At 43.6% G+C, this 13,678-nt stretch carries 15 protein-coding genes; 10 read left to right on the top strand and 5 right to left on the bottom strand.

Annotated features, from left to right (window positions below):
* Positions 1-42 precede the first annotated feature (42 nt).
* From Q0081_RS13135 to Q0081_RS13115, 5 genes are all read right to left on the bottom strand, one after another.
* On the bottom strand, positions 43-1,917 hold the full coding sequence (locus Q0081_RS13135; protein ID WP_298353962.1) for an ABC transporter permease: 1,875 nt from the start codon (positions 1,915-1,917) through the stop codon (positions 43-45).
* Between the two features lie 106 nt (positions 1,918-2,023).
* The gene (locus tag Q0081_RS13130; protein WP_298353959.1) at positions 2,024-3,088 is read right to left on the bottom strand and encodes an ABC transporter permease; all 1,065 of its coding nucleotides are present in this window, start codon (positions 3,086-3,088) and stop codon (positions 2,024-2,026) included.
* Positions 3,037-3,609, bottom strand: a complete 573-nt coding sequence (locus Q0081_RS13125) for a DUF6596 domain-containing protein (protein WP_298353956.1) — start codon at positions 3,607-3,609, stop codon at positions 3,037-3,039. Before Q0081_RS13125 ends, Q0081_RS13130 begins: the two co-directional genes overlap by 52 nt.
* Positions 3,527-3,967, bottom strand: coding sequence for a sigma factor (locus tag Q0081_RS13120; protein WP_298353954.1), 441 nt, complete (start codon positions 3,965-3,967; stop codon positions 3,527-3,529). The genes Q0081_RS13125 and Q0081_RS13120 overlap by 83 nt, the downstream gene beginning before the upstream one ends.
* A 12-nt stretch (positions 3,968-3,979) precedes the next feature.
* The gene (locus Q0081_RS13115; protein ID WP_298353952.1) at positions 3,980-4,330 is read right to left on the bottom strand and encodes a YciI family protein; all 351 of its coding nucleotides are present in this window, start codon (positions 4,328-4,330) and stop codon (positions 3,980-3,982) included.
* Between the two features lie 127 nt (positions 4,331-4,457).
* Here Q0081_RS13115 and Q0081_RS13110 point away from each other — a divergent pair, with 127 nt between their 5' ends.
* The 10 genes from Q0081_RS13110 (at position 4,458) to Q0081_RS13065 (ending at position 13,581) form a co-directional block, all read left to right on the top strand.
* Positions 4,458-5,153, top strand: a complete 696-nt coding sequence (locus Q0081_RS13110; RefSeq protein WP_298353949.1) for a YafY family protein — start codon at positions 4,458-4,460, stop codon at positions 5,151-5,153.
* A gap of 49 nt (positions 5,154-5,202) precedes the next feature.
* Positions 5,203-5,631 carry an SRPBCC family protein gene (locus tag Q0081_RS13105; RefSeq protein WP_298353947.1) on the top strand — a complete coding sequence of 143 codons (429 nt, stop codon included), beginning with the start codon at positions 5,203-5,205 and terminating at the stop codon, positions 5,629-5,631.
* 123 nt (positions 5,632-5,754) lie between these two features.
* Positions 5,755-6,300, top strand: a complete 546-nt coding sequence (locus tag Q0081_RS13100) for a YdeI/OmpD-associated family protein (protein WP_310586496.1) — start codon at positions 5,755-5,757, stop codon at positions 6,298-6,300.
* A gap of 96 nt (positions 6,301-6,396) precedes the next feature.
* Complete coding sequence (locus Q0081_RS13095) at positions 6,397-6,741, top strand: MmcQ/YjbR family DNA-binding protein (protein WP_298353945.1); 345 nt, start codon at positions 6,397-6,399, stop codon at positions 6,739-6,741.
* Positions 6,742-6,794: 53 nt separating this feature from the next.
* The gene (locus tag Q0081_RS13090; RefSeq protein ID WP_298353941.1) at positions 6,795-7,316 is read left to right on the top strand and encodes a dihydrofolate reductase family protein; all 522 of its coding nucleotides are present in this window, start codon (positions 6,795-6,797) and stop codon (positions 7,314-7,316) included.
* Positions 7,317-7,331: 15 nt separating this feature from the next.
* A complete protein-coding gene (locus Q0081_RS13085; protein ID WP_298353938.1) occupies positions 7,332-7,955 on the top strand; it encodes a DUF2306 domain-containing protein in 624 nt (207 codons plus the stop codon).
* Positions 7,956-7,971: 16 nt separating this feature from the next.
* Positions 7,972-8,877, top strand: coding sequence for a DUF5050 domain-containing protein (locus tag Q0081_RS13080; RefSeq protein ID WP_298353936.1), 906 nt, complete (start codon positions 7,972-7,974; stop codon positions 8,875-8,877).
* Between the two features lie 55 nt (positions 8,878-8,932).
* Entirely contained in the window at positions 8,933-10,126 is a 1,194-nt protein-coding gene (locus tag Q0081_RS13075; protein WP_298353934.1) for a cytochrome-c peroxidase, read from the top strand.
* 37 nt (positions 10,127-10,163) lie between these two features.
* Positions 10,164-11,255, top strand: a complete 1,092-nt coding sequence (locus Q0081_RS13070) for an acyltransferase family protein (protein ID WP_298353931.1) — start codon at positions 10,164-10,166, stop codon at positions 11,253-11,255.
* Between the two features lie 103 nt (positions 11,256-11,358).
* Positions 11,359-13,581 carry a fibronectin type III domain-containing protein gene (locus Q0081_RS13065; protein WP_298353928.1) on the top strand — a complete coding sequence of 741 codons (2,223 nt, stop codon included), beginning with the start codon at positions 11,359-11,361 and terminating at the stop codon, positions 13,579-13,581.
* Positions 13,582-13,678: the final 97 nt, after the last annotated feature.

The following is a 13,678-nucleotide window of genomic DNA, read 5'->3' as shown; positions in this document are numbered from 1 at the left end:
TCTCAAAAATATTACTTCTCTTGCCCTCTTTAAAAGTTGCATTTACTCCTTGAATCTAAGAACTTTCAAATCATCAAAACTCCAAAATTGGTTTTGCAAACCTCTGTGAGTTAAGTATATGTACTTTCCTACAGGGTCTTTCCAGCCAATTTTCTTCACCGCCGCTTCATTCAAAATAACCGAAGTCGAATCGCTAAACTCTTTAGAGAAATTGCGGCCTTTCGTAAGCTTAATATCAAGAGTTTTGATAAAAGCATCGTCTGTCATGAAGGAGAAAAGCGTCAGGTCTTTGGCAATCTGCTTGTCGCCCGTATGTTGTTCAGGAAGATAGAAATCGCCAAAACCGGCGCTCAACGGCACGTTGGTACTGATGGAAGTATGAATAATATCGGGAATACGAGCAATTTCCTGTCGGAATGCTTCCTGACTTTGGTCCAAACGCTGTGCATTAGGAATGACAATGACGTTTTCTTTTGTCAATCCTAAATCTTTGTTTTGTGTAAAACTCAGTTGTTGAAAGACCACAATCGTGCAGATAATCAACGCCGTAGAGACCGCAAATTGAAAAACGACCAATCCGTTTCTTACCAATAAATGAGCAATGCCCGTTTTAATTGAATTCGTTTTTAATACTTCGATGGGTTTGAACGAAGTCAGATAAAAGGCAGGATAACTTCCCGCCAGCACGCCCGTAGTGAGCATGAGCAAAACAATGAAAAATCCGAATCCATCGTCAAAAAGAGCGTTAAAAGCAATGGTCTTACCTGATATTTTGTTAAACCACGGCAATGCTGCGGAGATAATTACCAATGCCAAGACCGTAGCCAAAAAGCTATACAACAACGATTCGGCCAAAAATTGCTTGATGAGGCTATTCTGAAAAGAGCCGAGTGTTTTGCGGACGCCTACTTCTTTGGCCCATTTGAGCGAGCGAGCCGTTGAAAGATTCATAAAATTGACGCAGGCCAGCAGAATGATAAAGATGGCAACAATGCCAAACATATACACTTGCCTGATGTCGCCTGTGTTTTCATAAAATACGCTTAGTTTGCCCGAATGAAGGTGAACATCTTGAAAAGGCTGTAGAAAAAACTCCCATTTGCCGCCTTTCTTAATAAATTCGTCATACGGTTGTCCAATGCGATTGAACGCATATTGGGCGTGTTTGCGAATCATGGCGGGAAATTTAGCTTCCAATTGCCGAATTCGCTCGGGGTTTTGAGCAATTTTATCATTGAGTACCGCAAACGTACTCACGTTGAGCCATACCCAGCTCCAGTCAAAATAACTGACAAATTTAACACTGCGGATAGGGACCAAAAAGTCGAATTGCATCGAAGACTGGCTTGGAATATCCTTCAATACCGCCGTGACTTTCCGTGGCCGTTCGCCGAATAAAAGCACCTGATTGATAGGGTCGCTGTCGCCAAAGTATTTTTTGGCCATTGTTTCAGTAATGACTACATCATCCGTGTTTTGCAGACAGGTAGCGGCGTTGCTTTTTTGGAGTGAGAAGTCGAAGATTTCCAGAAAGTTGGAATCAACGGCCATGATGTTTTTCTCATCAAAGAAATGGTCCTTTTTGCCATTTTGTTCGTGACTTACCACCAAATCCATGATTTGAAAGGTACGCGTATAAGTTTCTATTTCAGGGAATTCGGCCATTAACGTTTTGCCCGCAGGCGGTGGCGTATAACCTCCCAGCAACTCTGAGCCGCCAAAATTTCCGTCAATGTTGACCTGATAGATTTGCGGCGTTTTCCTGAAAAAGGTATCAAAACGCAGTTCGTCTTTGATAAACAGCACAATCAAAAGACACACCGCCATTCCCACCGCCAACCCAGCGATGTTGATAAAAGAAAAAACCTTATTATTGACAAGGTTACGAATGGCTATTTTGAGATAGTTTTGAAGCATGTTTTTTTTATTTGGAAAAGGGATGAATGGAACAAGGACGGGGTCGCCCGTGCGACACGGAGAAAAAATACGGTTTCCGTTTCTCCTTGTTCCATTTCCCTAAATTTTATTCCGATTTCAATGATTTTACCGGATTCATCAGCGCGGCCTTGACGGACTGAAATGAAACGGTTGCAATGGCGATGAATATGGCGATGAGGGAGGCAGCTGCAAATACCCACCACTCAATGTCGATGCGATAGACGAAATTGTTCAACCATTGGTGCATGGCGTACCAAGCGGCCGGAACGGCAAGCAGGATGGCGATAAATACCAGTTTGATAAAATCTTTGGACAACAGAGCCGTAATTCCAAATACAGACGCTCCCAATACTTTTCGGATTCCGATTTCTTTGGTGCGTTGTTGGATGATGTAAATTGCCAAACCCAACAAACCCATACAAGCAATAAAAATAGCGAGCAGTGAAAACACGCCAAAAATTCGTTCGGATACCTGTTCCGACTGATAGAGTGCTTGCCAATCGGCGTCTAAAAATGAAAAATGAAAAGGCTGATTGGGTAAGTACCGTTGCCATATACTTTCTACTTGGCTGATGAGTGCTTTAGGATTTTGTGATTCAATTTTTATGACCAACTGATTATTTGCTTGTCCAAACAATCGATCATTGAGCAGAAAAAGAGGGGAAATTTTGTCGCGCAAAGAACTGAAATGGAGGTTTTTAACTACTCCAATCACTTTATAAAAAACAGGAATTCCATTGGGCTGAACCAAATTGTCGGGGGTGATGATGGTTTTACCTACGGGGTCTGCCAATCCCAATTCCCGAACCGCTTCTTCGTTAAGAATGACCGAGAGCGAATCATTGAAGTTTTTCTCAAAGGGGCGCCCGGCTAACAGAGAAATCTTCATGGTTTGGAGGTATTGGTCATCCACCACTGCACCTTTACCCGTAACGGTTTCATTTTCTCCGTCTTTTCGGAAGGTTATTCCAAAATATCCCCCCTGTTTATCGGCGGGAGAAGTATTTGCACCGGCTACGCTTACGATGCCCGAAATAGCCCGAATTTCGCCTTTGAATGTTTTGGTTTTATTTCCCCAAAAACCTGCACCCTGAATATTTATAATCGCTTCTTTGGTAAAACCCAGATCTTTGGTTTGGATATATTCCAACTGACGGTACACGATAAGGGTAGAAATTCAACGCCTTTTTCTATTCGCTCACGGTTCCATTTTTGGCGATTTTGATTCGCCAGTAAGATAATATTTCCTTCTTCGTCCTGACGCGCCTCCAACCTGGACGCCTGAAAGTACATCAGGGAGAGCAGCGCCGATGTTTTGGGAACATTGGTAAAACGGTGTTGACTCAATAAAATTCCCAGTCGTATGGCTTCCTCACAAAGCTCTTTTTTGATGAGTTGGCCAGGGTTCTCAGAATTGTAACCTTCGTTAAACAAAAGATAAATAGCTTTCAAAATCACATCCAAACGGGGCAGAAGCTCGTCGCCCGTAGGCACTTCCAGTTCAATAGGAGTACTTCTTATTTTGTCTTTGGCGCGGTAAAGGCGCTTGTTGATGGTTTCGTCGTTGGATAAAAAAGCCTTTGCAATTTCAGGAATGGTCAGTCCGCAAAAGGGTTCGTAAAATAAGCGTAATCTGGGCTTCGGGAGGCAAACTCGGATGGCAACACGCAAACATCATCCTAAGTTGACTGTCTTCGATTTCGTGGTCAAGAAACAGGTGGTCGATGTGGAGTTGCATTTGTTGTTCTGACTCAAGTTGATGGGCAATGTTGGGACTGATTTCGGCAAAAAACTTCTCGCGGCGCAAACGGTCGAGAACTTTGTTTTTGGCCGTAGCATACAGCCATCCCGTCGGATTATCGGGGATGCCGTTCAGTTTCCAATGTTGCATGGCTGCCAATAGGGTGTCCTGTACTACATCACGGGCAATGTCGTAGTTAGGAAATCCAAATAAACGAGTGATGACGGCGAGCATCTTCCCCGACTCATGCCGAAAAAGATGCTCTGCCAATCGGTTGACTTCCGTCATTCCAGAAATCAGTTAAAATTTTTGAATTTCACGTACTTCTACTCTTCCTTCAGAATCATAGATGGGACAGCCTTTGGATAATTCTACGGCTTCGTCGATGGTGTCGGCGGTGAGAATCATAAAGCCGCCAATAATTTCCTTTCCCTCTGTAAAAGGCCCGTCGGTAATGACGTGATTAGACCCCGAAACCGTTTTGCCGGTTGGATACAGACCTGCGGCCGAAATCATCTTGCCCTGGGCGGCAATTCCTCCAATCCAATCGTTCCATTTCTGAATTTCTGCCTGTATAGCTTCAGGTGACAGTTGAGCGAAATCCTGTTCTGACGGAATGGCATTCCAGAAAGCGAGCATGTACTTGTTCATAGTAAGTTGTGTTTTTTATGAACGAAATTATTGAATTTGTACGAATGACGAACGACGGAAAAGAAACAGGACAAAAGAGTCGAATTTTTTTATATATTTTTGAAAATGAATAATTCTGCCCCTCGCCATGAACCGCATAGACCGCTTGTTGGCCATCGCTATTTCTCTGCAATCGCGAAAATACACACTTGCTGAAACACTGTCCGAACGATTTGGAACGAGCATTCGTACTGTGTATCGTGACCTGAAAGCCCTTGACGAAATCGGCATTCCCATTGGTTTTGAGCCCAATCGCGGGTATTACGTGATGCAGGGTTATTTTTTGCCTCCTGTCACGTTCAGCAGCGAAGAAGCCAATGCTTTGGTGCTGGTAGAGTCGATTGTAGAGCGTTTTACGGACAAATCCATCAGCAAACATTACCGGTCGGCGCTCAATAAAGTGAAGTCAATCCTCAAAAATTCGCAGAAAGAACGGGTCGAACATTTGGAAAACAGGCTATTTACGAGCGTCTCCTGTCCCAACCATAATTTTGATTATTTGTCCGAAATTCAAAATTCAATTACCAATCAGACGATACTCCAAATCAAATACCAAAATGTGAATCAGGAAACGAGCGTTCGGGAAATAGAGCCGATTGGTATCATCTTTTATTCGATGGCTTGGCACGTCATAGGGTGGTGTTGGTATCGACTCGAATACCGCGATTTTAAGGTGTCATGGATTCAAAAACTCATCAATACACAGGAGACTTTTCGCAAATCTCCGCACCAAGATCTCAATACCTTTATAAAACTTCAGGAAATGCGAATGGCACTGACATAGGGTTGTCAGTGGAGGATATTTACTTTGCCATGTAAACTAAACAACAAACATGAGCAATCAATTAGCCCTGAAAACATCCGCCATTATTAACGCACCCGTTTCTAACGTATGGGATGCCCTCACAAATCCCGAAGTAGTGAAAGAGTACTTTTTTGGTACCCATTTAATCACGGATTGGAAAGAAGGAGGCCCGATTCGGTTTACGGGCGTATGGGACGGCGTGGCCTACGAAGATAAAGGTACCGTACTGAAATTTGAATCGGAGCAGTATCTCTCTTATAATTATTGGAGTTCGTTCAGCTGTACGGAAGACATTCCAGAAAACTACGCTACTATTGAATACATTGTAGAGGCAGTTGACGGGGGCACGCAGGTAACGGTAACGCAAGACAATATGAAGGACGAAGCGGCGGTTGCCCATTCAGAAAACAACTGGCAAATGTTGCTCGAAGAAATGAGAAAATTGCTGGTAAAGTAAATGCTGCAACCATATAAGGCATATAAGTGAGTATAAGGTGCTGATATTCAGTTTTTTATAAACTTATATGGCCTTATATTTGTTATATGGTTAAATAAATCCATATAACTGATAAACAAAATAATGGATAAATTGGCGGCAGATTTCAATTTCAACGGAATGGTTTCTTTTAAAGCGCTACTGCAAAAGTTTGATAAAAAAGGCGAAAAAACGGGTTGGACCTATTTTGAAATCCCGGTGGATATAGCCAACGAAATCAACCCAAACGTCCGTACATCGTATCGAGTCAAAGGCAAATTGGATGCGTTTTCCATTAAGTTAGTCGCGCTTATACCGATGGGCGACGGAGGTTTTATCATTCCTGTCAATGCAGAGATGCGTCGTGGAATTCATAAAAAAGAAGGGACTATGATTCAGGTAGAACTCGAAATAGATACCGACCCGCTTCCGCAATCGGCTGATTTGTTGGCTTGTTTGGAAGATGAGCCTAAAGCCTTGGCTTATTTTAATAAACTGCCGCTAAGCCATCAAAACTATTATAGCAAGTGGATTGAATCTGCCAAAACAATAGAAACCAAAACCAAGCGCATTAGTATGACGATTAAAGGCATGGTGATGGGGCTGGATTATGGACAAACGCTGCGTTATTTTCGAGATTTGGAGAAGTAAAAACAAGTGGGCAAAGATCGGACCGTCGCACGGCAAATTTGCACAGCGATAAGTAATAAGGCAATTTTTTTTACTTACTAAATCGACAATTGGAAATTGACAATATCATACATGGTTGATTTGGAAAATGCCCACGAAATTTTGACTTCGATGCCTGAAGCTACGGAAGAGCCTCATTTTGACAAGTCTGCCTATAAGATTAAAGGCAAGATTTTTGCTACTTTCAACATTGATAACAAGTGGGTGACCTTGAAGCTGACGCCCGAACAACAAACGATTTTTTGCGAGGATGGCTCTTTTTATCCCGTTCCTAACAAATGGGGACAATTAGGATGGACGCACGTTGACCTCAATCTTGTTAAAAAGTCAGCATTTATGGAAGGCGTTAGTACTGCTTACAACAACATTATTTCACAAAAAAACGAAAAAAGAAAAAGATAAACGGTCGAGTCATGTTCGTCTGCATTTCACTCTAAATAGTTCATTTTAATACCATGAGAAAAGTTATTTTAGGACTTGCGGTTAGTTTAGATGGGTTTATCGAAGGTCCCAATGGGGAGTATGATTGGTGTTTTACCGACCAGGATTATGGATTGAACGATTTTTTTAAACACATTGATACTTTGTTTGTAGGACGTAAAACCTACGAAATTGCATTGGCTGACGAAGGGGAGAAAAATTGGCTGCCAAAGTTAACAGAATACGTATTTTCCAATACGTTGCCTGAATTCAAATCTGACAGGAGATTAATTAAAGGCAACATTGAGGCGCAGGTGAGGAAAATAAAAAACCAACCCGGGAAAAATATTTGGCTTTTTGGCGGAGCTGAACTGACCAACACATTAATGAATTTAGGGTTAGTGGATGAAGTGTGGCTCTCTATTCATCCTATTCTGTTGGGCTCGGGGAAACCTCTTTTCAGACACCTTAAAGAAAGAAAGTGGTTGACGCTGATTGACAGTAAAGTATATGGTACTGGGCTTGTTTCGCTGAAGTACAAGTTGACGTGGGATTAACGGCAGAAGAGCAGCATGGAAACCCTTACCCGAAGCGTACGCCGTATTTTGCTTTTTTTCTTTGCTTTTGGCGTTAGCATTTACGCTATGCAGTATTTGAATTTTGATACTGGCACACTCATTTTAAGCCAAAAAGGAAAGGAGATTGTTTCGCAATGGCCCTGGCAGATTGGATTTTATGGGCATATCATAGGTGGGGTTTTGGCATTGTCCATCGGACCTTTTCAGTTTTTGAAAAATTTCCGTCATCGAAATTTGAAACTTCATCGCGGGATAGGGAAAATCTACGTTTTCGCTATTTTAGCCGGAAGTATTTGTGCTTTTTATGCAGCCTTTTATGCAAGTGAGGGCTTGGTAGCGCAAACAGGGTTTGCCGCGTTAGCCATTGCTTGGTTTTTTACGACCTTCCGGGCTTATCAAGCTATTCGGGCAAAAGATTTGGAAAGCCACAAACGCTGGATGGTACGCAGTTATGCCTGTACGATGGCGGCTGTTACGCTAAGAATTTGGCTTCCGTTGGGTACTTTTGGACTGCATTTTTCTTTTCATGATATGTACCGAGCGGTGGCTTGGCTGTGCTGGGTTCCTAATCTGTTGGTGGCAGAATGGCTGATAAATCGCCGAAAATTTGAACTTTGAATAAAACCCTTGAATTATGAGAAACTTTTCCCTTTTGATGTATGTGTGCAGTATCCAATTTGCTTTTTGCCAATCGAAAGTAACGAGCAATTTAGAAATCATTGATATTAAAAATGGGAAAAGGCAGATAATTCAAAAGGGAATGACCCTGATGGAGTCGCCCAACTGGTCGCGGGATGGCAAATTCTTTATTGTTAACCGAAAAGGGGCCTTGGAAAAAATTTCCCTAAAAGGAGAATTGTTGGGAATAATCAATACGGATTTTGCCAATCGCTGCAACAACGCCCACGGAATAAGCTACGACGGGAAAAGTGTTTTTTTTAGTCATAACGATACTCGGGCAGGAATTACCAACAATTCACGAGTTTTTAAAGTACCCGTTGAAGGAGGAACTCCTACCTTACTCACGGAAAAATCGCCTTCGTTTTGGCACGGGGTGAGCCGTTCGGGGAAAAATATTTTGTACACGGCACAGCGCAACGGCGAATGGGACATTTATAAATTGCCGACGGCGGGAGGTGATGAATTGCGCCTCACAGACGCTGCCGGTCTCGACGATGCGCCCGAATACAGTTTCGATTCCAAATTGATTTATTTTAGTTCTCACCGCACGGGACGAGTTCAGTTGTATCGGATGAAACCTGACGGCACCGAGCAGGAACAAATGACGAGCGACGAGTATGACAATTGGTACGCGCATCCCAGCCCTGACGGGAAATGGATTGTGTACATGGCGTATTTAGATGATCAAAAAGGCAAACATCCTTTGGGAAAAGAGGTGAAATTGCGGTTGTTGAATCTGAAAACAAAGCAAATAAAGGATTTGACTGAGCCCTTTGCGGGAGGGCAGGGAGCGCTGAGTGCGCCTTGCTGGTCACCTGACAGTAAGCGTGTTGTGTTTGTATCGTATAAGATTGATTGATGTCATTTTTAGGCAGTTACCAAAGTCATACTCTTGTAGTTACTAATGTACTGCAATGATGACACTCCGATATAGCTTATTGATTTTGGCGGTTGGCGCATGGCTGGCAGCAATGCATATAAGCTGTACAGGTGAAAGTAAGCAGGAAAAAACGCCCGCTTTGCCCGAAGATGATATAGCCAAATTGGCGGCTTTACCTACCGAAGTGCCTGTTCCTGCCGATAATCCCTCCACCCCCGAAAAAGTAGCATTAGGACGCCTGTTGTTTTTCGACCCCATTTTATCAGGGCATAAAGATGTGGCCTGTGCTACCTGTCATCATCCTGAATTTGGTTTTGCCGAAAGTCTGGAAGTTTCTATTGGAGTAAATGGGCGCGGTACGGGAAGCAACCGTGATTTTAGTACGCTGGGCGACATTCCTTTTGTGAAGCGTAATTCCCAAACAATTCTCAACGCTGCCTTCAACGGTCTTACGTTGACTGGTTCTACTGATGCTTCTAATGCACCGATGTTTTGGGACATTCGGGCAAAAGGCCTTGAAAATCAATCATTAGAGCCCATAAAATCGTTTGAGGAAATGCGCGGACATCGGTATGTAAAAGAAGCCGCACTCGACAGCGTGGTGAATCGTCTAAAGAAGATTGCTGAATATCGTCATCTTTTTCAGGAAGCATTTTCCACGTCTGATGCTATTAACAGTCAGAATTTATCCCGAGCCATTGCGGCGTATGAGCGAACGTTGGTGGGAGGAAATTCACGTTTTGACCAATACATGCGCGGAGACAGGAGTGCATTGTCCATCAACGAAATAGATGGAATGCAGGTGTTTTTAAAATCAGGTTGTGCCAAATGCCACAATGGTCCGATGCTGTCAGATTATAAAGTTCACGCGCTGGGCGTGCCTGATAATGAGAAGTTAACACAATCGGATGCGGGTGTAGACAATCAATATAAATTCAGAACGCCGAGCCTCCGAAATTTACGTTTTACCGCCCCCTACATGCACAGCGGAAAACTCAAAACGTTGGAGCAGGTACTGGAATTTTACGAAGATTTGGCAGGCGATAAAATTCGCAATCCACTCGTTGGGAAACCACAAATTGACCCCATCATAGAACTTCTGAAAGTGGATTTCAAAGATATTTCGTTGATTGTGGAGTTCCTGAATACGTTGAATGACGACCAATTTGACCGAACAATTCCTAAACGCGTACCCAGCGGACTGCCAGTAGGAGGTAATCTCAACTGAAAATTTTATCTTGCATAGCAAAACCCTTCCTTTTTCTATGCAAAACCGTTTACTGTCTTTGGATGTATTTCGTGGCCTCACTGTGGCTGCGATGATTTTGGTCAATAATCCCGGCGATTGGGGGCATGTTTATCCTCCTTTGCTTCACGCTCATTGGCACGGCTGCACGCCTACCGACCTCATTTTTCCTTTCTTTTTGTTTATTGTGGGCGTGTCCATTGCCTTTGCAATGGGGAAAAACCAGCCTTCTGTCCTGAGAATCATCAAACGAAGTGCGATTTTGTTTGGATTGGGTTTGTTCCTGAATTTGTATCCCAAATTCAATTTTGAAACCGTTAGGATTCCTGGCGTTTTACAACGCATTGCGCTTGTGTACCTAATTTGTTCCCTTATTTTTATCAAAACCACCCGAAAAACGCAAATTATACTAACGGCGATACTGCTTGTCAGTTATTATTTATTGATGACTTTCGTTCCTGTTCCTGACGTAGGTTATGCCAATTTAGAACCCACTACCAACCTCGGTGCGTGGGTTGATCGCGGTCTTTTGACTACGGCCCATTTGTGGAAATCAGCCAAAGTATGGGACCCAGAAGGAATTTTCAGCACCATTCCTGCGATTGGAACGGGATTGTTGGGCGTGTTGACGGGGCAATGGTTGCGAAGTGAGAAACCCGTGGCCGAAAAAATAACGTGGCTGTTTCTTTCGGGGAATGCCTTAGTCGTTGGCGGTTTGATTTGGGATATCGTTTTTCCCATCAACAAATCTCTTTGGACAAGTTCGTTTGTGCTTTATGCTGGCGGATGGGCTATGGTGGGTTTAGCGGCCTGTTATTGGTTGATAGACGTGCAGGGCTATCGCCGTTGGACCGCGCCCTTTGTGGCTTTTGGCGTTAATGCCATAACCGTATTTTTTCTGTCGGGCATTATTCCGCGTACGTTGGCACTTATCAAAGTGGAGACACCCGAAGGACCCATCACTTCACAACAATGGATGCAGGAAAATCTTATCGGCGTTTGGTTTCAAAATGAGTACAACGCTTCGCTCGCCGGGGCACTTACTTTTATCACGATTTGGTTTGTGATTCTGTATGTGATGTATAAGAAAAAAATCATTATAAAGGTGTAATTTGTATGCCTAATTAGCTACCTTGAAGCTCGTTTGTGAAAGGCTCAATTTCGAGCCTTTTCTCAGGCGAAAGTGCATTTTTCACGTTTTAATTCTCAACTTTATGAAAAGGTTTTTATCACTTCTATTTGTCAGTGTGTACTTGCTGACAGGATTGACCGCTATGGCTCAACCCAACACCACTATGTATGTCAATGGCCGGTATTTGTACTCAGCCGTGGGCGAAAAAGTAGTTTTGCGCGGAGTAAACGAAATGTTTGTGTACTCGGCTGATAAACAAGGAGTTACTATTTTGTCCCAAATTGCGCAAACCGGTGCCAACAGTGTTTGGATTGTATGGAATACCGGCGGCTCAGCGGCGGATTTGGACGCGCTGTTGGGTAATTGCATTTCCAATAAAATAATCCCGATCGTGCAATTGGACGATATAACGGGTAATCTCTACAATTTGCAAACGTGCCTGAACTACTGGAAACGGGCGGATATCATAGCTGCCATCAACAAATACAAAAAATGGGTTTTACTCAATATCGCCAACGAAGCCGGGGATAACAATACCACCGACGCTCAGTACCAAACGGCTTACATAGATGCTGTGGCGCAACTTCGCGGAGTAGGTTATACCATTCCGTTTATTATTGATGCCGATGGCTACGGTCAAAACGAAAATTCAATTCTGAATACCTGGAACGCCATTTTACAAAGTGATTCCCAACATAATATTCTTTTTTCGCTGCATCCGTACTGGAAAGACGCCGTTACGCAAAATTTGCAAACCCGTTTTACCAACGTCTTTAATGCCGTAGTTGCCAACAACATCCCATTTATGATAGGAGATGGCCCACAGCAGGTAGGTTGGGATTGCAGTACGACTATTCCTTACAGTTGGGTACTGCAACAGTGCCAAACCAACGAGATAGGTTGGCTGGTCTGGACGTGGGGAGCCGTGCAGGACGGTACGGGAGGTTGTGCCAATAATTTTGACGTAACTACCAATGGAACTTTTGGAAGCTGGTCAAATACTTGGGGGCAGGCAACTGCCGTAACTGACCCCAACAGTATTCAGAATACTTCGATTCGTCCGCCTTCTATTTATGGTAACCTACCGCCCGATACCCAAGCCCCTACAACTCCGATTAATTTAACGGCATCAAACGTTACTTCCAACGCTGCTACCCTTAGCTGGACTGCTTCAACGGATAATGTAGGCGTAACGGGATACAACATTTATAACGGAGCAACGCTGTTATCTTCTTCAGTTACCAATTCCATCGTACTTTCCGGATTGACTTGTAATACGAGTTATTCATTTACGGTAAAAGCCAAAGACGCTGCCGGAAACCTCTCGGCAGCAAGCAATTCGGCAAGTACCATTACGCCTATCTGCGACACACAGGCACCAACGGCGCCTGCCAACTTAGTAGCTTCTGCTATTTCTACCACGAGTGCCCTGCTTTCTTGGGCAGCGTCATCTGATAATGTGGACGTGACGGGTTATCAGGTTTTTAAAGGGGGAGTTTTGTTGACGACGACGACTGCTACAAGCATGAGCGTAACAGGCTTGACTTGCAATACCGCCTATTCATTTACGGTAAAAGTAACCGATGCCGCAGGAAATTTGTCTGCAAGCAGCAATTCAGTAAACATCACGACCAACGCTTGCCCAACGGGTGAAATCGTGTACGATGATAACCTGAATTCTAGTTGGGAAGATTGGTCATGGAGCGCGTATCGGTATTTCAACACCACTTCGCCAACGGCTGCCGAAGGAATTAACTCGGTGAAGGTTGATTATGGCGGATACGGCGGGTTTTCGTTACGTAAAAATGCGTTTATTACTCCCGCTGCCAACACCGTCATTAAGTTTTGGGCCTACAGTACCAGTGCCAACAGCCTTGATTTCAGTACCCAAAATGATGACGGCAGCGCGCAAAGTACTTCGGTATTTCTAACGACTGTAGCCAATCAGTGGAAAGAATTCACCGTTACCATGAGCGATTTGGGCAATCCATCGGTCATCAAACGCATTAACATAAAAAATAACTCAGGAAACAGTCCGACCGTTTATTTTGACTATATCCGTTTTGATTCCGGAACTTCTGCGCCCGATACTCAAGCACCCACCGCCCCTGCTAATCTGGCCATTTCCAATGTGAGTTCGTCGGGTTTGACATTGGCTTGGACGAGTGCAACCGACAACGTGGGCGTAACGGGTTATCAGGTATTTCAAGGAGCTGCACTGATTGCCAACAATATTACGGGCACCACTTACAATGTTGCGGGTTTGAGTTGCGCCACCGCCTATATTTTTAGGTATTGTAAATAAAAGTGGCATTTTGTTATCTAAGCAGCTTGCTGCCAAAACTGTTGCCATTTATGGTTAATTTCTACCGTTTTGAGAATAGCAAGACTTTCCGAACCAT

It is taken from the genome of Runella sp., from assembly GCF_027484545.1.
Classification (GTDB): domain Bacteria; phylum Bacteroidota; class Bacteroidia; order Cytophagales; family Spirosomataceae; genus Runella.
Note: the sequence above shows the minus strand (reverse complement) of the source record. Positions and strands in the feature narration are given on the sequence as shown.

Excerpts from the sequence above, each read along its gene's own strand:
- Q0081_RS13135 (WP_298353962.1), bottom strand. The coding sequence starts at position 1,917 with ATGCTTCAAAACTATCTCAAAATAGCCATTCGTAACCTTGTCAATAAT.
- Q0081_RS13120 (WP_298353954.1), bottom strand. The coding sequence starts at position 3,967 with ATGACGGAAGTCAACCGATTGGCAGAGCATCTTTTTCGGCATGAGTCG.
- Q0081_RS13115 (WP_298353952.1), bottom strand. The coding sequence starts at position 4,330 with ATGAACAAGTACATGCTCGCTTTCTGGAATGCCATTCCGTCAGAACAG.
- Q0081_RS13110 (WP_298353949.1), top strand. The coding sequence starts at position 4,458 with ATGAACCGCATAGACCGCTTGTTGGCCATCGCTATTTCTCTGCAATCG.
- Q0081_RS13105 (WP_298353947.1), top strand. The coding sequence starts at position 5,203 with ATGAGCAATCAATTAGCCCTGAAAACATCCGCCATTATTAACGCACCC.
- Q0081_RS13100 (WP_310586496.1), top strand. The coding sequence starts at position 5,755 with ATGGATAAATTGGCGGCAGATTTCAATTTCAACGGAATGGTTTCTTTT.
- Q0081_RS13090 (WP_298353941.1), top strand. The coding sequence starts at position 6,795 with ATGAGAAAAGTTATTTTAGGACTTGCGGTTAGTTTAGATGGGTTTATC.
- Q0081_RS13085 (WP_298353938.1), top strand. The coding sequence starts at position 7,332 with ATGGAAACCCTTACCCGAAGCGTACGCCGTATTTTGCTTTTTTTCTTT.
- Q0081_RS13080 (WP_298353936.1), top strand. The coding sequence starts at position 7,972 with ATGAGAAACTTTTCCCTTTTGATGTATGTGTGCAGTATCCAATTTGCT.
- Q0081_RS13075 (WP_298353934.1), top strand. The coding sequence starts at position 8,933 with ATGATGACACTCCGATATAGCTTATTGATTTTGGCGGTTGGCGCATGG.
- Q0081_RS13070 (WP_298353931.1), top strand. The coding sequence starts at position 10,164 with ATGCAAAACCGTTTACTGTCTTTGGATGTATTTCGTGGCCTCACTGTG.
- Q0081_RS13065 (WP_298353928.1), top strand. The coding sequence starts at position 11,359 with ATGAAAAGGTTTTTATCACTTCTATTTGTCAGTGTGTACTTGCTGACA.